Below are 17,831 nucleotides of genomic sequence, written 5' to 3'. Positions count from 1 at the left end.
CCCTTTCCGTTCAGCGAGAGGTCGCGGCAATCCTGGGCGCACTTGATTCCGAGATCGCAATTCACGGCCAGATCAGTGCAGCCACGCAGGAACTATGGAACCTGCTGCTACCGCTGTTGATCACGAGAGCAGTACGTTGACACTGCGCTCCCATGTCGGTCAACGGGCAGCGCAGGCCTGGACGCTCCAGACTGGCACGTGGAACAGCGGGCGGACTCGGGATACGACCCTCCCGGCTCAGTCGCGATGCCAAGTGCGTTGATCCCCTGCCAAGCGCCAGGCATGCTTGTTCACGCCAGGGCGAAGGGACCGATGAATTGCGGCGGCCGCGGCGGTCCACCTCTACGTACGAGATGGAACCATGCGCCGACGAGCGCATCGCGAAGGGAGTAGAACCGTGGCCGACGACGAGGCACAGATACGCTCACTGATCGAACGCTGGGCGACGGCGGTCCACGAGGGCGACCTTGACACGGTCCTCGCCGATCACGCCGACGACATCGTCATGTTCGACGTTCCGCCGCCGGACGAGGGGGTGCGTGGCATCGACGCGTACCGCGAGACGTGGCCTCCGTTCTTTGCATGGCAAAGGCAAGGCGCGTCGTTCGAGATCGTCTCGCTCGACGTCACCGTGGGTGACGACGTTGCGTTCGCATACGCGTTGCTTCGCTGTGGGACGCCGGAAGAACTGCAGCGGGATCCGGCGAACCGGCTGCGACTGACAATCGGACTGCGCAAGGAAGCCGGGCATTGGCTCGTCACCCACGAGCACCACTCGTTCCCGCTCAAGGACTGACCGACGCCCTGTCGTCTTGCGGGAATGTCTGTCGGCGGGAAAGACCATGTCCATATAGGTGGGCCTCATGGCCGATGCCCGTTACTCGATCCGACCTCGATGCGCCAGCACGGCTGCGCTGTGGGAGTCCCGCAGCACCGTGCGGCGTTCGAACGGCCCGGCCTCGACGGTGCTGAGCACCATGGAGATGGCGTCACGGTTGCCCGGATCCTTGGGGCCGCTGCCGTAGGCGATGAGCAGTCGGCCGCCCGGAACGAGCGCGTGGCTGAGCGCCGCCAGCTCGGCGACAGCCGACGTCGTCCAGAACACGTTCACGTTGATCCCGAAAGCGACGTCGATGGAACCGGCGGGCACGTCGAGATCGGCGATCGAACATTGCCGGACGGTGAGCCGGCCGCAGGCGATGTGCGCGCTGTTTCGCTCGGATGTTCTGCGGACGGCGACCGCTGATCGGTCGATGGCGAGAACGGAACCTGTCGTGAGCCGGTCGCAGACGAGCCCGGTCGCGACCCCAGGTCCGCCACCGAACTCGAGGACTCTCTCCGTTCCCGTGAGGTCGAGTTGATCAACGGTCCAGCGATGGCGCTCAGGAGTCATCGGTGCCCTGTCCTCTCTATAAGGGTGGACATCGTAGCCCTGGTCTCCTGCCGGATGATGTCAACATTTGCCACCTCGATGACGCCCTTGGGTGGCCTCGGTCGAGGGCCGGTCTCAGACCAGCGCGCTGTCTGGCCCGGGCATGCCCGCACGTTCCAATCAGTGGCTATCGTCGTGTGATGGACAGCCGACGGTTGGTGATCATCGCGGATACCCATGTCCCGAAGAGGGCTGGTGACATGCCTGCGGAATTGTGGCAGGCGGTCGAGAGCGCCGACGTGGTGATCCATGCGGGCGACTGGGTCGACGCGTCGCTGTTGGATGAGATCGAGGCGCGAGCGACGCAGTTGGTCGGGGTCTATGGCAACAACGACGGACCGGAGCTTCGTCGGCGGCTGCCCGAGGTGGCGCGGGCGACGATCGGGGGAGTGCGCGTTGTGGTCATCCACGAGACGGGAGCCGCCAAGGGTCGCGATGAGCGGTGCGCCGCTCAGTTTCCCGACGACGACGTCCTGGTGTTCGGGCACAGTCACATACCGTGGGATACCACCGCGCCCTCTGGCTTGCGGCTGCTGAACCCGGGATCGCCGACGGACCGGCGTCGTGAGCCGTTCTGCACTTATATGACCGCCGTCGCGGTCGACGGGCATCTAGACGACGTCACGCTGCACCGGCTGCCGCGGCACGGCACATGACGCGCGCACCTACAACAGGACTTCATGACCACCGCGGTCGCCATAGACGTCACATGGCCGGCGCACGATACTCCATCTCGTACTCGGTGAACGACGGGTCGGGCGGGTACGCCATCGTCGTGCCGGTGGGTGAGAAACCGATACTCCGATAGAAAGCCGTCGCCCGCTCATTCGTCTCCATAACGAACAGCCGTATCCGGTCTGCGCGGGCGTCGTCCAGCGCCCAGCGGATCACCGCGGAGACGAGCGCCATCGCGGATCCGTTCCCACGGAACTGCGGTGTGACGTAGACCCCGACGACGTGGGCCGAGATGTGGTCCGTGAACTCGGGTTCGACGAAGCAGCTGGCCATGCCCACGAATTGATCGGAGCTGACGGTGACGAACGTGCACGATGTGTTCCCGGCGGCGCCACGCGCGACTCGGTCTCGCCAGAACTGATCGGGGCGCTGCTGCGCGTCGTCGTACTGCTCGACGAAGGCCAGTGGCGAGTCCTTCAGCCCTTCCAGCCGGAGCTCGCGGTACTCGCGCCACTCCTCGGTCCCGATCCTGCGCACGTTGTACTCCACCGCTACATGGTCGCGGACCGAACGGTTCGGGCTCCAATCAATATCGCTGACCCGGACAGGCCAGCACGGCCGTGCTGCGGGCATCGCTCGGCATGACGGCGTGCTCGAACTGCCCAGCCTTGGCGGTGGCGGGCACTGTATTGGCGGCGTCACGGTTCTCGTCTGTTCCCGTACCGTGTGAACGGTCACGTGTTCAGCGCCGTGGCCATGGTCTCAGGCGGGCTCGCTTTGGAGGCCTTCCCAGGACCAGCGGGGCACGCGCATGGCCGGCGGTACGGCTGCGTCTGAATCCGGGTAGCGCAGCATGTCGCCCACGGCCCACTCCATGTAAGCACGTAGCGCGGCGCGGAACTCGGGCTCGTCGGGCAGCCCGGCGTCATCGGCAGCGAGCGTGAAGCACTCGACGAACCGACGGCCCAGATCGCTCATATCGCCATGGCCTGAGTGCAGCGTCAGCACCGTCGACTGGTCGCCGCATGTTTCGGAAAAGCGTGGCGGCCCACCCAGGACCTCTGCCCAGTAAGCGGCGAGGCGTTCGACGTGTTGGGGATGCTGATCGGGGTGTGAGAACGGGTGGTTCAGCTCAGGATCCTCGAGGCACCGCTTGTGGTGCGCAATGGCCAGCGCGAGGATGGCCGACTCGCCCCCGGCGAACTCGTACAGCGTGGGCCGACTCATGCTGCGAGCGTCGCACACGGAGTCGGTTGGCACTAGCCCCATGTGCGAGATGTCCCGCGAAGTCGTTCCGAGCGCAGAACATCCATCGGCAAGACCCCAGTCGTACGCTGAGGTCATGTCGTATGACGGGAGCCGGCCTGCTCGGGTCGAGGACGTCCACGAGCTGGCCCTAGCCATGCCGCACGTCACCGTCGAGTACGTGACCAGTGACAACCCCGTGTACCAGGTGGGCGGCAAGTCGTTCATCTTCTTCCGCAATCCGCGGCCGGACGCAGTCGATTCGGAGACAGGGGAGCGCTACACCGATGTGATCGTCTTCTGGGTGGCGTCCGAGGCGGACAAACAGGCGCTGGTCCAGGACGAGACGACGCCGTTCTTCACCACGTCGCACTTCGACGGTCACAAGTCCGTGCTGCTACGCGCCAATCGTGTCGCTGAGCTGACGCGAGAAGAGGTCGCAGAACATGTGCAGGACGCCTGGTTGTCGCGTGCGTCGAAACGCAGAGGCGATGCGTGGCTCAAGGCCCATCCGCCTCGTCCATAGCCGCGGATCGAAATGTTCGCACTTCGACCGTTTCCCGCGAGCGCCGCTCCGCGTAGGTTGTCAGACATGGACACCGGAACTGGTCAGGCCTAGGACCCTGGAGGAGTGCTTTGATGTCCATCGAGCTCAACCACACGATTGTGCATGCGCGAGACAAGAGGCAGGCCGCCGAGTTCGTGGCCGGCGTCCTTGGCCTGGAGGTCGGGCCGCCGCTCGGGCCGTTCCTGCCGGTGGAGGTCAGCAACGGCGTCACGTTGGATTTCATGGACAGCGACGACGACGAGATCACCTCGCAGCATTATGCGTTTCTCGTGTCCGAAGCGGAGTTCGACGAGATCTTCGGGCGGATCCAGCAGTCGGGCATCACCTACTACGCCGATCCGGGCCACCAGAGACCCGGCCAGATCAACCACAACGACGGCGGCCGGGGCGCGTACTTCGAGGACCTCAACGGTCACAATCTGGAGATCATCACCCGCCCCTACGGCAGCGGCTCCTAGCTCCTGCCAGGCACCAAGCGCCGGATCTTGCCCCGGTAGTGGAATCCACGGCGCAAACCAGCGACGACGGCTGCCCACCCGAACGACGTACCCGCCGCTACGGCTACGTCGTGAACTGTTGATCGATGATCGTGATGAGTGCGGAGTGTGTCTCTTCGTCCGCTGCGACAACCAGACCGCCGACGCCCGTATGAACGGCTTCCCCGCGCAGGCCGGTAACGATGCAACCGGCGGCCTCACACAGCGCGATGCCACTAGAGAAATGCACGCTGCCGCGCATATGCCCGTCCGTGACATAGGCTGCGCGCCGACCGGCCGCTACCCACGCGACGGCCAAAGACGTGGACACGACGCGCGGCCGGAAACGGTCGACGAACGCCGAGTCGGCAAGCATCCGAACCGCGCGGAACCGATCACCGTTCGGAAACGGCGGGTCGAGATTGACGTCAACCAGACGCGAACTCGGCGACGGGGTGAGCTGTTCGTCGGCACCAGCCCGGCGGACATATGCGTGTCGTCCGTCGGTCCAGAACACCTCGTCAGCGAGCGGATCGGCCGAGGCGGCCACCGCGACGTGGTCGTCGGTACAGAGAGCTACGTTCACGGCCAAGAGGGGGGTCTGCGCGGCGAAGTTCAGGGTTCCGCAAATTGGATCAACCAGCCACGTACGATCAGCCGACTCGGTTCCTACTGTTCCGAGTTCTTCACCCTCGATGCCATCGGTCGGACGCGCGACACGGAGCACAGCGGTGACGGCCTTCTCGGCCGCGAGGTCGACGTCGGTCGCAAAGTCCATCGCCAACTTTTCGAAGCGAGCGAAGGGCTTGCCGTATCGTTCTCGTGCCACTGACGCCCCCGCTTCCGCCGCGGCTACAGCGAGCTCCGAGTCGGACAGCATGCGCCGACCCTAACAGCGACTGGACCACGGGTTCCTGCAGGGTGAAGGAGCAGCGCATCGAGGATGATTTCGAGTTCTCGTTGTCATTTGGCGCCTGCCCAGATGAGCCAGTTCGACAAGGTTGTGGCATGGGGGTAAGACTCAGCCGCATGATTCTGAAGGCTGTGCTTTTTGATTCCGGCGGCGTGCTCATGCAACCCATCGGCGGACGGTGGAACCCCCGAGCGGACTTCGAGCAGGTCGTCCTTTCGCACGTCCCCTCCTTTAGCTCAGAACAGTTCGCGCCGGGTATCGCCGCCGGGCAGCGGTTCCTCGACGAGGCAGATGAAACACCCGACTATGAGCAGTACCACCGGGTGGTTCTGCGCCACCTCGGGATCGAGGCCACGAGGGAGCTTCTGGACGAGTTGCAGCGCCCTGTGGAGCCGGCCGTTATCTTGGAGACGTTCCCTGAGGTCAAGCCCACACTTCAGGAGCTCAGAGCACGCGGTGTGCGCATGGCGGTCGTCTCCGATGCCTGGCCGGACTTGCGAGAGTTGCATGCGGGGCTCGGCCTGCACACGTTCTTCGAGGCGTACGCGATCTCTGCGGAGCTGGGCTGTAACAAGCCGGACCCGCGGATGTATCAGCACGCGAGCGAGGCGCTTGGGCTGACGCCCGCAGAGTGCTTGTTCGTTGACGACGACCCTGGGCTTGTGGCGGCTGCCATTGAACTCGGCTACCAGGGACGCGCTGTCTGTCGAGATGGGAGACCCGCAGAGGGTGTCGCCTCCATCGCGGCGATTGACGAAATCCTGGCGTTCTTCTAGGACAGGTCCTGCGTCCTCACCGCTTCAGTCAAGTAGCCTTCCTTGGCCGCGTGCCGGCGGGTGCTCGCAGATGGCGGCGCGGATGCACATGATCTCCGCTGAGGTGAGAACATCTGAGCTGTGACGCTGGATATATGGAGAGCGGAGACTGCGCTTCATCGCCGATTTGGCCTGGCATGCGACGCAGCGGCGAGCGCTGGCGTGCCAGGCGACTTCCAGGCATGGGACCACGCCGGCCTCAAGGCGGTTATGGTCACAGACCCAGCCTTGAGCTACCTGTCGATCGTGTTCGGGACCGATCGAAGTACCGTGCCGGACGCAATCGACCTCGCGAGTGCGCCGATCTGGAACGGTGTCACGCCGACGCTGGTGGCTCCGTTCGAGCTTGACGAGGACGCGGAAGCACAGTTGCTGGCTGCAGGTTTGACGCGAGGCAGGGATCGCGGGCTGGCCTTCCGGCGCCTTGATGACCATCCTTCCGGACGGGTCGCGGAGGAGCGGCTGCACGTCGTGGAGGTCGGCGCAGAGAGAGCCGACTTTCTCCACGTCTTACTCGGAGGGTATGAGACCGACGGAGCAATATCGGCGCTCATCGAGGCTGAACATTGTCTCCGCGCAGTGCGAGGATTCGTGGCCTTCGAGCACGGCATTCCGATCGCGGCAGCGGCCATGACCTTCCATGACGACGTGGCCGTCTTGGGAGGTGCTTCGACGTTGCGAGAACATCGAGGAAAGGGGGCTCAATCATGCTTGCTTGCGCATCGCCTCCGGCTGGCGGTCGAAGCGGATTGCACGTTGGCGGCTGCGACGGTAGTCCCTGACTCCGTGAGCGCAGCCAACCTGGCCCGCGCTGGCTTCGACGTCGACCGACGTTCAGCCTGGAAGAACGCCTGAACGGCTCACAGCGCGTATGCACCACCCGGAACGGTCGGGATTTGACGGGAGGAGGAGCGCCGTCGCTGACCTGATCACCCAGTGCAGCGTCGGCGGGCGTTCCTGCCATCCGGGCTCGGGGCGATGCCTCGCTCCCGAGCCCGCCAGCGCTGAGGGGTATACAAGCGGACGAAAGTCGCATATCGTCCCGCGTGGTTGCGTGAACACATAATCGGCGGCTACCGGGGGGCAGCTGTGGCTGACAACAATGCGGCCGACGCCAGAATCGTCGTTGACGGCGACGGCGGCGTCACGCTCTTTGTCGGAGACGGTTACGACCCTGTCGTTGAGACCGCGACGAACGCTGAGGCTCTCCGCGCCTTGATGGACCGGGTACGTGACCGCGAACGTGCCATCACCGTGGTCACGCTCTATCCCAGCGGACATCAGACGCTACATCGATTCGCGCCCGATGGGACGGTTACCGCATTACGCCGTGAGCCATCTCCGAAGACTCCGCATGTCTCGGCGCCAGCGTTAATGCTGTCTCATGGCGCGGGCGACGGTGTGAGCCCAGGGAACCAGGCCAACGGGCGCTTGAAGGCAGGTCGCACAGCTTCGGGGGACCGGCGGCGGTTGTTCGCACGCAATCCGTCTAAGCTCGCGGGCCTTGTCGCGGTCGTTGCGCTACCGCTGGCCGTAACTGGTTCCGTCGGCCAGTGGCCCTCAGACTCACGAAGTGAACAGGCTGATGGAAACGCACACGAGACGAACCGCACGCCGCTTGCGTCTGGCCTTACCTCCGCCGGTGAAGGTGCGCCCGCGCCTGAAGGCACGCCCACGGAGGACGACACTCCCGGTCCCCGGGATGTGGCCGGTGACTCTGAGACGGCAGCGGCCGAGCCGTCGTCCGCCACACCCGCGGACGTTCCCACTGGTGCGTCGAACGGCAGGTCTGATGACGAGTCCGGCGAAACGATGGCGCGGGATCCCGGTGCGAACGCACCGGAACGGGAGCGGAATTCGCCGGAGGGACCGGGAGCTACACCGGAACGGGAACCCGACGGTGACTCGCCCGGGCCGGAGCCAGAGTCGCCGACGCCCGAGTCACCAGATCCGCCAGAGTCTGATCCGGAACCCGAGCCCGAACCGCCTGACTCTGAACCGGAGCCGGAGCCTGAGCCGGAACCGGAGCCGGAGCCGGAACCGGAACCCGAGCCTGAGCCGGAGCCTGAACCGGAACCCGAGCCTGAGCCGGAACCCGAGTCACCGGATCTGGGGCTGGAGTTGGAGTTGCCAGGATTGGAGCTGCCCGGGCTCGGACTGGAATTGCCTGGCCTGGACCTGGACGTTTCGCTGTAGTAAGACGACCCAATCGTCGAAGTGCGTGTGCACGACCCGGGACGGTCGTCAAGCGCCGTGACAAGAGCATGCATTGTGGTCGTCGGGACGACCACAATGTCGTTCGCTGGTATCGGAGCCAGGAGAGCCGAACGGAAGCCGACATCGCGGCCTGGGCCTCAGGACTCGGCCGCTTCCCGCGCGACCCGCTCGAGACGCTCACGGTAGCCTTCCCACCACTTCTGGTCTACGGGCGGCAGGTTGTCGTAGCTTTCCCGCAGCCCGGCGGCTCCGTCGATCAGCTCGCGCACGATGTCGGCATGGCCGGCATGGCGATTCGTCTCGGCGATCACGTGCACCAGGATTCGGTGCAGCGTCGCCTCCCGGCGATCCGCCGGCCACCAGGGCACGTTGCCAAGCGCATCGAGGGGGAGAACGGCGATCGTGGCGTCCGAGTGCTCCCACACGCGGTGGTACAGGCCGACAATCTGCTCGCGTGATTCGGCGGCGGTGGCCCACATGTCGTCATTGGGCTCGGCGCCCTCCTCGATCCAGGGCCGCGGTTCGGGGAACGGCCGTCCGAAGATGTCACCGAGATAGCCGGACTCGGTGGTCGCCACGTGCTTGACCAATCCGAGGAGGTTCGTGCCGGTCCGCGTAAGTGGGCGACGAACGTCGTACTCGGAGAGCCCTTCGAGCTTCCACACCAGGGCGTCACGTGCTGCCTGCAGATATCGCTGAAGTTCCGCCTTCGGTTCCGGAGAAGTCATGCCAAGAAGCGTGCCACACGTACGGATCGTGATGTGACCTGCGCGGTTTAGGCGGCAGGCTCGGGCGCGTCGAGGAATGTGTTCACGACGTCAAGGACGAGCGCGGTGCGGCTGAGTCCGAAGAAGTGTGTGGTGCCGGGGAAGACTGCCAGCTGCGAGGCCGGGACGCCGACGAAGTCGCCGTTGACGTCGCCGCCGCGTAGCTGCAGGAAGCGGACGGCGTGTTCGAGGGTTACGGCATCGCAGTCGCCCACAGTGATCAACGTCGGCGCGGTGATGCCTTTGATCTCGTCGTCGGACCAGCCGGTGGAGCCCTTGTCGTATGCCCCCAGCTTGTCCAGCAGATCCTGCAGTTTGTCCGGGTTGGGCGACTTAGCCAGGTAGTCCTGCTCCATCGGCATGCCGGCGATCATGTCGACGGTCAGCTCGCCGACAGCCTCGGTGTTCTCTGGCCGGTCCCCGTCCGGATGGAACGACACGGACGAGGCGATCAGCTTGCGGACCAGCTCCGGGTGCTTGACCGCTAGATGCAACGCCACCGCGCCGCCGACGCTGAATCCGAACACGTCGGCCTGCGCGATACCCAGATGCCGGAGCAGCTCCACCACGTCAGATGCCAGGTTTTCGGTGCCCAGCGGGCGATCGATGTCACCGGTTCGCCCGTGTGCTTGGAAGTCCGCGGCGATGACCTGCCGAGTCTGTGCCAGGCTGGGAATGAGCTCGCCGAACTGCAGATCGATGTTGAACAGGCCGCCGTGCAGCAGGAGCAGCGGTATCCCGCCTGAGCCGTGGATCTCGTAGTACATCCGCAGCCCGTTCACCGGCGCGTACCCCGTCTCCGGCTCCGGGCTGGTCTGCGGTGCCGCGCTCGTCTGCTCGGTCATCTGCTGTCTCCTCGCCTCGCCTTGGCCGCGGCCCATACTGTCACCGCTTCCCAGCGCGCTCAAGTGATCGACCTGGGAGACTAGGACCCGGTCCCCAGCTCATCTACCCGGGTAGCACGTGGACCTCGGCGCTGGGCAGTTCGGCCCACCAGCGGTCGTAGCGACGGTAGACCTGCGGTTCGCGGTCGGCCAGGAACGCCACCAGCGCCCTGGCCTCGTCGGCGAGTCCCGCCCATGCTTCGTCGGACAGCGGGTGGAAGGCGGTGGCTTCGACTCCTCCCTCGACGGGGCGCCACACACCGGCAACGTAGCCATCGACGAGGAGAGCCGGCAGCACATCCCCGTTTGACCGGATAACCAGCTTTCGGTAGTCGGGCGGAATGACGCGGCTTCGGTCGAAGTAGGCGAGCAGGACGCTGTCCCACATGGCCATGAGCCGAGGAGGGGCCGGTGTGTCCTCCGCCGGTCGGGAAGCGCCGGGGACGTCGAACAGCTCCGTGCCGTCGGGACCTTCCAGTTGCTCCAAAGTTCCGAAGAGGGCGCGAAGCGCGTCGCGTGCCCGTGAGCGTTGGACTAGGGCGAACTGCGCAACATCGGCGACGGATGCGGGGCCGAACCCTTCCAGGTAGCGATAGACCAGTTCCGGTAGGAACTCGTCAGCCGCTTCCCTTCCCGTGGGTGCCGGTCCCGCGCCCGCTGCGACGTACGACGGCCGGGTGCCGAACGACCAGGGCGCGCCGGTAGGTGCGTGCAGCAGCGGCGCGTACGACCTCAGAGCCCACCACACGCCTTTCGTCGGGACGCCGAGCCGGGCGTCGAGCCATGCCTCGAACTCGGCCGCTGTGCGAGGTTGGCCCGCGAAATCTAGCAGGTCCGGCACCAGCGCGTCGGCGTCGGCGACGGTCAGGCCGCTGGAGGTGAAGCGACGGTCGCCGAGTCTGGCTCCGCGCAACGTCGGCTGCATGGCCGTGTGCATGGCCCGGTGATCGTCGGCATGCACGACGTGCAATGTGATCCGCATCAGCGTGGCTTTGACTAGCGTTCGGTCGGCGAAGGCGGCGTCGAGCTTGGCGGGATCGAAGGCCGAGAGCCGGTTCCACAACGCGATATACGGCGAGGCCGCCTGCTGCCCCTGCAAGGCGACTACACGACGAACGGCGTCAACGACGTCGAGCGGCTCCCGCCCCAGCAGCAGTTGCCGGTCGAGCGTCGCCCGGTTGAGCTCTCGGGCGGTGATCTTCATTCCGGCATTATCCCGTCGTCCGGAAACTCCGCCACTCACAAGGGCGGTGTGCAGGGTCCTTCCCCGGCGCTGGGGGACTCACAAGGGCCCCAGCACGGCGTGGGGATCGGCGTTCAGCGCCAAGCTCTCCAGCACAGTCAGGAGCTGGCGTTCCTCGTACCTGAAATGCGACTCCATGATCGCCGCCACACCCTCCAGGTGCCGGTCCAGCCCGGCGGGCGGGGCGGCCCGGGCCACGGCGGCCTGCAGATCGGCCAGCAGATGCGCGATCATCGAGTGGTCCTGCTGCAGGTAGTGCAGCGTCTCGCGCAGCTCGGGGTGCTGCTCGACGATCGCTGGGAACAGGGCACGGTCTTCGCCCTCGTGGTGGGCGGTCAGGGCGGTGCAGAACCCGTGACAGAACAGCAACAGGTCTCTGGTCGCACGTTCTGCCGGCTCATCGGGCTGCCAGGGCCTGCCTGGTCACGGTCAGTGCTTCGCGCAGCCTGTCGTGGACGGCGCGCAGCTCTTTGCTCCAGGCAACGAGCCTGGTCTTCTCGCCCTCACTCACAGGTGAAGGGCGAAGGGACGACGATCATCATCGTCATGCTCCCTTCAGTCCGGCGCCTCCATGCCTGACACGGTCTGCCACCGACACGCGACGCTGCGGCCTACGCTACCTGGAAGCGTGCAAGGACGGCTGCCCCGCACAAGGGTGTCGCGCTTCAGCCGAGCAGCCGAGAGAGCACGACGGCGTCCGAAGGGCCGGTCTCGGTGGTGAGGAAGTTGCGCAGGCGGCCCTCCTCCAGGCGGAATCGTCGGGCGGCGACGGTTCATTGGGCCTGCGCTGGGGTCGGGCCGGGGCGGGCGCAGAGGACGGCGCCGCAGGCGAGTGATTGGACGGTGGCGCGGTACTGGTCGAGGACACCGTTGGTCTCGACCTGTTCCTGCGGGACGAACGGTGGTCTGGCGGCCAGCTCGTCGGGGTCGACGAGGACGTCGAGGCGACCTTCTTCGAGGTCGATCTCGATGAGGTCGCCGTCTTGGATGAGTCCGAGGGCGCCGCCACCGGCGGCTTCGGGAGAGACTTCGCCGACTCCGATTCCGTGGTTGACCAGGCCGCTCATCTGGCCATCGGTGATGACGGCGACCGAGGAGGCGAGGCCGCGGCCGTCGAGGGCGAAGATGAACGCCGAGATCATTCCCATGGCTGGGCCGCCGGTGACCCCGATGCCGCGGATGATCGTGACGTCCCCGGCTTCGATTTTGCCGTCGACCACGGCCGCGACGCCTTCTTCGCGGGAGTGGAAGATCTTGGCCGGGCCGCGGAATCGACGCGGGCCGGGGTCGGGGATGGGGCGTTTGACGACGGCGCCTTCCTTGGCGAGTGTGCCACGCAGGACCACGATCGACGGGTCTGTCGAGAAGGGACCGTCGAGACTGCGGATGACGGTGCCGTCGCCGGGGCGGGCCGCGGTGGCGTTCTGCTTGATGGTGCCCCCGTCGACGGTGAGCTGTTCCCCGTCGAGCAGGGGGAGGAGCTCGTGCAGCACAGTCGCGGCGCCGCCGGCGTCCTCGAGCGCCTCGATGAGGTGCGGGCCGTTCGGGCGGATGGAGCAGAGCGTCGGTGTCTCGCGGCCGAGGACTCGGTAGGCGTCCCAGACGTCGACGTCTAGGCCTGCCTCGACGGCGACAGCCTGAAGATGCTTGACCGTGTTGATCGATCCGCCGACGGCGAGCATCGTCCGGACCGCGTTGGTGATCGAACCCGCGGTGATGATGTCTCGGGGGCGCACCTCACGTTCAACCAGGCTCGTGATCGCGCGTGCGGCCCGACGGACGTTGTCCCACATCCGGTCGCTGGTAGCCCGGACGGGCGCCGCCCCGGTGACCGCCATGCCGAGAGCCTCGGCGGCCATGTGCATGGAGTTCGCGGTGGCGAGGCCGGAGCACACCCCCGGGCCGCGGATGGCGCCGTCGGCGAGGCGGGTCAGGGACTCGTCGACCTTGCCGTCGAGGGCCTGCTGTGCGGCGCGGAGGAAGACCTCCTCGACGTCGGATTCACCGCCTTCGGAGAGGCCACTGCGCTGGTATCCGCACGGCACGATGACCGTGGGCACGTTAAGCCGGCCGGCCGCCATGAGGTGTGCGGGGGTGGTCTTGTCACACGAGCTCAGGCAGATCATGGCGTCGAGCTGTGCGCCTTCCACCATGACCTCGATGTCGTTGACCATGACGTCTCGGGCGGTCAGGACGTAGCGGCCTCCGCGACCGGCGTTGGTGATGAAGTCCGAGGGTGCTGCCGTGCGGATCTCGAAGGGCAGCATCCCGAGCGCATGCAGCTCTTCCTTGAGCACGACGACGATGTCGTCGAGGTGGGCGAAGCATGCCGCGAGGTCGTTCGAGGTGTTGACGATCGCCACCTTCGGGCGCTCCAGCTCCGCAGGATCGATCCCGAGCGACACCCACTGTGCGCGGCGGGTCACGGCGTGCGCACTGTTCGCGGGAAAGTTGCTGCGCAGCTTCATACGTTCTCCTCGGTCGTCGTCGGTGACGGTCTCGGTCAGGCGCGGCTCCACCGATCGGCACTGCCCTAGCGTTCGGCACAGCACAGCCGATGGTGTAGTTGCTCGGGGACGCTTCCACTGACGAGAAGGACTGGCAAGAGGGTTTTCCGGATAGTGGGAGCCCGGCCATTCACGACAAGAGCATGCATTGTGGTCGTGGAGACGACCGCAATGTCGTTCGCTGTCTTGGGGTCTCCGGAGCTGTCGCCATGATTTCCCATGATCATCAACCGTTGGCCGCAGTATGGCCGGTCTGCCCGTTGATGATCATGGGGAGGTGACCGTCGTCGTCAACGAATCCTCCTTCTGGAACGTCGACACTGTTCGGGCCGGCGCGCATGGCGGTCGCCGGTGAGCTGCGTCCGGTGAACTCTCGTTCCACGAGATCCGTGGTTCAGTAGCGTTGGCTTGTGGATTTCACGGAGTACGACACGCGACTCGCCGCCTACGCCGTCATCGTGGACGAAACTGATCGAATGCTGCTCACCTGGTACAACGGTCAAAGGCATGGGGACCCGTGCTGGTCGTTGCCCGGCGGCGGCGTCGAATATGAGGAGTCCCTCGAAGATGCGGTCGCTCGCGAAGTGTTCGAGGAGACGGGTTACGTCGTCGCTGTGGGCGCTCCGCTGGGGTCGCACAGCTTCACGACTCCCGACGGACGTCATGGTCGCCCTTACAAGTCCGTCCGGATGTTGTTCGCCGCCACCGTGACTGGTGGAACGCTCGGCACCACCGAGGTTGGTGGTTCGACGGACTTCGCGACGTGGATGCCGATCGGCGACGTCGTCACGCGGCAACCCCGGGCGGACATCGTTGACGTCGCGCTGAGCGTAGCGAATAGGCCAGGCTAAAGACTGTCGAGCCCCGGGAGAAGGAGTGGATGACGACGCTGCGGGTGCCACAATGCCTTGCATGTCTTTCCCCACATCCGCTCGTGAGCTCACCGCCGTCGAGTGGGAACTCGTCGAACTCGCGCGCATCACGATCGATGCGAATACTGATGCCGGCGCAGACGAGGATGGCGTGCACACCATGGGAGCCGCAGTCCGAACAGAAGACGGACACATGTTTGGGCTCGCTACCGCTCCGACGTTGATGCTCGCAGTTGCCCGGCGATGACGCTGGCCGCGAAACGGTGCACAAGCGTGGCGTATTCGGCGGGGTGCGTGGCTTGTGGCACGTGCCCGGCTCCGGGCAATGTCTCGACTTGTGCGGTGTGGATTGTCGTCGCTAGTCGCGTGACGACTGTGGAGAAGAACGGCGGGCTTTGGTCGCCTTGAGTGAGGAGGACCGGGAGATCAAGGGCCCTCAAGGCGGCGAGGTCGATGTCGGCCCAGCCCGGATCGCGCTGCTCACCGGCGAAGGTGGGTGCGTTGGTGATCATCGAGGCGCGCTCCTGCGCTGGCATGGCCTTCCATGCGCCTGGGCCGAGGGCCACATTCTCGACGAAGTCGCGGGCAGCGGCGCCAGTGTTGTCTCCCTCGATGAGCTGGCACACGGAGTGCAGGGCGGCGCTGACCTCCGCTACGGCGGGTTGGTCGGCTGCAAGGGTCAGTAATGGTGGCTCGTGTACGCATAGCGAATTGAACAGTTCGGGCCGTCGTGCCGCCAGGCCGAGGGCGATGGATGCTCCGAAGGAGTTGCCGACCACGTTCGCCGGTGTCAGGTCGAGATCGTTGATCAGTCCGGCCAGGTCGTCCTCGTCGTCGTGCCGCGTGCCGGGTGTGGGCCCATCGTGGCTATCCGTATGGCCACGTCGGTCGTACGTGACCACATGGAAGTGCGGCGTCAGGCTGTCCACGACCAGCTCCCACACATGTCGGTCATCCCAGCTGCCGTGGACGAGAATGAGGGGAGGTCCGCTGCCCGCTTCCTCTACGCGCAGTATTGGCATGCCCGCCGTACTCGCGCTCTGGGCCGTGGTGGGGATTTCATCAGACACGGTGCACCTCCTTGGGTCGCGGCGGCTTAGTTGGCACGCCCGTGCGATCTATACTCTAGACTGAACGCTCGTGCTATCTTTAGTCAAGTGTCGATTCCAGATACTGCGGGATCCGAGCGTGGCCGACGCAGCGACGGCCAGCGCACGCACGGCGTGATCCTGGAGCACGCCGCCCGGCTCGCGTCGGTGGAGGGTATTGAAGGGCTCACGATCGGGCGCCTGGCCGAGGAGCTCGGTGTCAGTAAGAGCGGCGTGTACGCACACTTCGGCTCAAAGACACAACTTCAGCTCGAGACCGTCGCCGAGGCGCGGGCCATCTTCGAGCGTGAGGTCATGCGTCCTGCTCTCGATGCTCCCGAGGGGGCGAGCAGACTTCGGGCCCTGGCTGATGCTTATCTCTGCTACGTGGAGCGGGCGGTCTTTCCGGGTGGTTGTTTCTTCGCCTCGCTGCTCGCGGAGATGGACGCACGCTCCGGTCCCATCCACGACCTGGCGCTTGCAGGGGAGCGGGCCTGGCAGGAAGGGCTAGCGGATGAGACTCGAAAGGCGCAGCGGCAAGGTGAAATAGCGGCGGACCTGGACCCGAGCCAGCTGGCCTTTGAACTGCAGGCCTGTCTCGAGCTCAGCAACTACCACTTCGTTCTCTTCGGCGACCGGCACGTGATCGATCGAGGACGCAAAGCAGTCACTGCCCTCATAGAACGAAGCCGGACCGTCCCAACGGATCGGGATCGGTGAGCAGGCCCATAACGATGAACGGATATGCCGTCGTGGGCGGTGAGAATGAGTCCTTTTGTGGCAAGCGTTTCAGCGATCGACTTAGCGCCATTGTTGCAATGATTCCTAGCGCTTCCGAGAGCGCAAGGGCGACGTCGGGAGCAGGGTCGCGAGATCGGGCTCGACATCATCGTGCCGGAGGCGCAAGGTGCGTTCCGGGACGGCGACGGAGGTGTCGTAATAGATGATCACGTTGAACGATGAATTCAAGCTCAAGTCGGATGCCAGGTGGGAAATGGAGTCTAAGGCCTTCCTGTGGGCGGGGGCCAAGGCACGAGGAATGGCTGAGGGACTCTTGCAGATCCTGAAGGCCCGTGGCATCGAAGTGCCGGAATCAGCGGAATCACGGATTACCAAGTGCAGCAACAGGGGCCAGATCCGCGTCTGGCTCGAGCGTGCCATGACTGCCGAATCCATAGATGATGTACTCGGTGATCGGGACTCTGGCGGGTCAATTGCGAGTATGGGCCAGTGCGGTGATGGCCATGATGATGAGGACGTTGTCAAGTTAGATCCATGTGACTATGTGCACGTCGGTAGTGGCGCCTTCTCGTCGGATATCCTGCGGGGCGGCTTGATGAATATGCTTGAGTTCCGGCCAGCACTTGCCGCGGATCTAATTTCCGAACTATTTGGTATGCCGGTGCCCGAGTTCCGGCATGCACGGTTGGCTTACCGCCATTTCGACGATGACTCGCTGCGCAACGATGAACCTACGTTCCGATTCCCTGATCGCACGGCCGTGTTGTCCGGAGCGTGGGGAGCGCCGGTATTAGCCGTGCCGGTGTATTTCTACTGGCAGAATTGCGGCCTGGAGCCAACGCGCGAAGCGAATATCTTGTCGAGATACCTGGCGTCCGTTCAGGCGCAGTTGAATTGTCCAGCGGTGTTATTGGTGGCGTGCGCCGACGAGCTCGGTTCGAGTTCGCGCGAGGCGCTGGCCGGGCTAGGCGAGAGCTGCGTTGTCTTGTCTCCGCCGGTGTTGAGGCCAGAGGCCGTTCTAGCCGTGAATGATGCCGAACGGTCCAGGCGCGTCCCAGAACTGGTGATCTTGTCTGCAATGGCGTACGGCGCCGCGATCAAGAATAGCGAGGTGCTTGATGCGGTGGTGTGCGTCTTGGACACCGTCGACTTCAACCGTGCTGCTATGTACGCCGACATCCTCGGTGAGGCGTTGCCTCACACCGTCTGGTCACTGTTGGAAGCTCGGATGGTGAGGGTGACATATGACGTCAGATCGGAGTTTCTCTACCGCTTCCGCGAGCGGAGCAGGGCAGAGGGCGCGGCACGAGCGATCCTGGCCGTGCTGGCTAAGCGAGGCGTCGACGTACCTGCCGACCTTCGCGCACACATAGCCGCGTGCCGTAGCG

At 65.2% G+C, this 17,831-nt stretch carries 18 protein-coding genes and 2 pseudogenes; 10 read left to right on the top strand and 10 right to left on the bottom strand.

What is annotated here, in order from left to right:
- Nucleotides 1-397: 397 nt before the first annotated feature.
- A pseudogene (locus ELR45_RS11230) lies at nt 398-793 on the top strand (YybH family protein); the annotation flags it as partial.
- An 84-nt stretch (nt 794-877) separates the two neighbouring features.
- Here ELR45_RS11230 and ELR45_RS11225 read toward each other — a convergent pair.
- Nucleotides 878-1,393 (bottom strand): class I SAM-dependent methyltransferase, encoded by a 516-nt coding sequence (locus tag ELR45_RS11225; protein ID WP_129666015.1) that lies wholly within the window; start codon nt 1,391-1,393, stop codon nt 878-880.
- A 179-nt stretch (nt 1,394-1,572) separates the two neighbouring features.
- Between ELR45_RS11225 and ELR45_RS11220 the strand changes: the two genes are divergently transcribed.
- Nucleotides 1,573-2,088 carry a metallophosphoesterase family protein gene (locus ELR45_RS11220; protein ID WP_129666013.1) on the top strand — a complete coding sequence of 172 codons (516 nt, stop codon included), beginning with the start codon at nt 1,573-1,575 and terminating at the stop codon, nt 2,086-2,088.
- Between the two features lie 49 nt (nt 2,089-2,137).
- Here the strand turns inward: ELR45_RS11220 and ELR45_RS11215 are convergent, their stop codons facing one another.
- Complete coding sequence (locus ELR45_RS11215; RefSeq protein ID WP_165367678.1) at nt 2,138-2,656, bottom strand: GNAT family N-acetyltransferase; 519 nt, start codon at nt 2,654-2,656, stop codon at nt 2,138-2,140.
- A 213-nt stretch (nt 2,657-2,869) separates the two neighbouring features.
- Nucleotides 2,870-3,334, bottom strand: coding sequence for a group II truncated hemoglobin (locus ELR45_RS11210; RefSeq protein WP_129666009.1), 465 nt, complete (start codon nt 3,332-3,334; stop codon nt 2,870-2,872).
- A 115-nt stretch (nt 3,335-3,449) separates the two neighbouring features.
- Here ELR45_RS11210 and ELR45_RS11205 point away from each other — a divergent pair, with 115 nt between their 5' ends.
- Both ELR45_RS11205 and ELR45_RS11200 read left to right on the top strand, forming a co-directional pair.
- Nucleotides 3,450-3,878, top strand: a complete 429-nt coding sequence (locus ELR45_RS11205) for an MmcQ/YjbR family DNA-binding protein (RefSeq protein ID WP_129666007.1) — start codon at nt 3,450-3,452, stop codon at nt 3,876-3,878.
- A gap of 113 nt (nt 3,879-3,991) precedes the next feature.
- A complete protein-coding gene (locus ELR45_RS11200) occupies nt 3,992-4,378 on the top strand; it encodes a VOC family protein (RefSeq protein WP_129666005.1) in 387 nt (128 codons plus the stop codon).
- A gap of 103 nt (nt 4,379-4,481) precedes the next feature.
- On the opposite strand, the gene ELR45_RS11195 is transcribed toward ELR45_RS11200, so the two are convergent.
- On the bottom strand, nt 4,482-5,276 hold the full coding sequence (locus ELR45_RS11195) for an inositol monophosphatase family protein (RefSeq protein WP_129666003.1): 795 nt from the start codon (nt 5,274-5,276) through the stop codon (nt 4,482-4,484).
- A gap of 164 nt (nt 5,277-5,440) precedes the next feature.
- Here ELR45_RS11195 and ELR45_RS11190 point away from each other — a divergent pair, with 164 nt between their 5' ends.
- The 3 genes from ELR45_RS11190 to ELR45_RS37490 all read left to right on the top strand — a co-directional run bounded on the left by ELR45_RS11190 (nt 5,441) and on the right by ELR45_RS37490 (nt 8,320).
- Nucleotides 5,441-6,085, top strand: a complete 645-nt coding sequence (locus tag ELR45_RS11190) for an HAD family hydrolase (protein ID WP_205856409.1) — start codon at nt 5,441-5,443, stop codon at nt 6,083-6,085.
- 249 nt (nt 6,086-6,334) lie between these two features.
- A complete protein-coding gene (locus ELR45_RS11185; RefSeq protein ID WP_205856408.1) occupies nt 6,335-6,979 on the top strand; it encodes a GNAT family N-acetyltransferase in 645 nt (214 codons plus the stop codon).
- 849 nt (nt 6,980-7,828) lie between these two features.
- A complete protein-coding gene (locus ELR45_RS37490) occupies nt 7,829-8,320 on the top strand; it encodes a hypothetical protein (RefSeq protein WP_205856407.1) in 492 nt (163 codons plus the stop codon).
- A gap of 158 nt (nt 8,321-8,478) precedes the next feature.
- Here ELR45_RS37490 and ELR45_RS11175 read toward each other — a convergent pair whose 3' ends face one another.
- The 5 genes and pseudogenes from ELR45_RS11175 to ELR45_RS11155 form a co-directional block, all read right to left on the bottom strand.
- A complete protein-coding gene (locus ELR45_RS11175) occupies nt 8,479-9,069 on the bottom strand; it encodes a DinB family protein (protein ID WP_129665999.1) in 591 nt (196 codons plus the stop codon).
- A gap of 47 nt (nt 9,070-9,116) precedes the next feature.
- Entirely contained in the window at nt 9,117-9,953 is an 837-nt protein-coding gene (locus tag ELR45_RS11170; RefSeq protein WP_129665997.1) for an alpha/beta fold hydrolase, read from the bottom strand.
- Nucleotides 9,954-10,056: 103 nt separating this feature from the next.
- A complete protein-coding gene (locus ELR45_RS11165; RefSeq protein ID WP_129665995.1) occupies nt 10,057-11,196 on the bottom strand; it encodes a winged helix DNA-binding domain-containing protein in 1,140 nt (379 codons plus the stop codon).
- Nucleotides 11,197-11,274: 78 nt separating this feature from the next.
- A pseudogene (locus tag ELR45_RS11160) lies at nt 11,275-11,746 on the bottom strand (hemerythrin domain-containing protein).
- A gap of 262 nt (nt 11,747-12,008) precedes the next feature.
- Nucleotides 12,009-13,703, bottom strand: a complete 1,695-nt coding sequence (locus ELR45_RS11155) for a dihydroxy-acid dehydratase (protein ID WP_129665993.1) — start codon at nt 13,701-13,703, stop codon at nt 12,009-12,011.
- 449 nt (nt 13,704-14,152) lie between these two features.
- Here ELR45_RS11155 and ELR45_RS11150 point away from each other — a divergent pair, with 449 nt between their 5' ends.
- A complete protein-coding gene (locus ELR45_RS11150) occupies nt 14,153-14,593 on the top strand; it encodes an NUDIX hydrolase (protein WP_129665991.1) in 441 nt (146 codons plus the stop codon).
- Between the two features lie 227 nt (nt 14,594-14,820).
- On the opposite strand, the gene ELR45_RS11140 is transcribed toward ELR45_RS11150, so the two are convergent.
- Nucleotides 14,821-15,684: an alpha/beta fold hydrolase gene (locus tag ELR45_RS11140; RefSeq protein ID WP_205856405.1), complete on the bottom strand. Its 864-nt coding sequence runs from the start codon at nt 15,682-15,684 to the stop codon at nt 14,821-14,823.
- An 87-nt stretch (nt 15,685-15,771) separates the two neighbouring features.
- Here ELR45_RS11140 and ELR45_RS11135 point away from each other — a divergent pair, with 87 nt between their 5' ends.
- Nucleotides 15,772-16,422: a TetR/AcrR family transcriptional regulator gene (locus ELR45_RS11135; RefSeq protein WP_205856404.1), complete on the top strand. Its 651-nt coding sequence runs from the start codon at nt 15,772-15,774 to the stop codon at nt 16,420-16,422.
- Between the two features lie 223 nt (nt 16,423-16,645).
- The coding region (locus tag ELR45_RS34995) for a hypothetical protein (RefSeq protein ID WP_165367677.1) at nt 16,646-17,831 on the top strand (1,186 nt) is incomplete at its 3' end.

It is taken from the genome of Phytoactinopolyspora endophytica (genome assembly GCF_004138495.1).
GTDB classification, from domain to species: Bacteria; Actinomycetota; Actinomycetes; order Jiangellales; family Jiangellaceae; genus Phytoactinopolyspora; species Phytoactinopolyspora endophytica.
The sequence above is the reverse complement of the archived record's forward strand: the minus strand, read 5'-3'. Positions and strand labels throughout refer to the sequence as shown.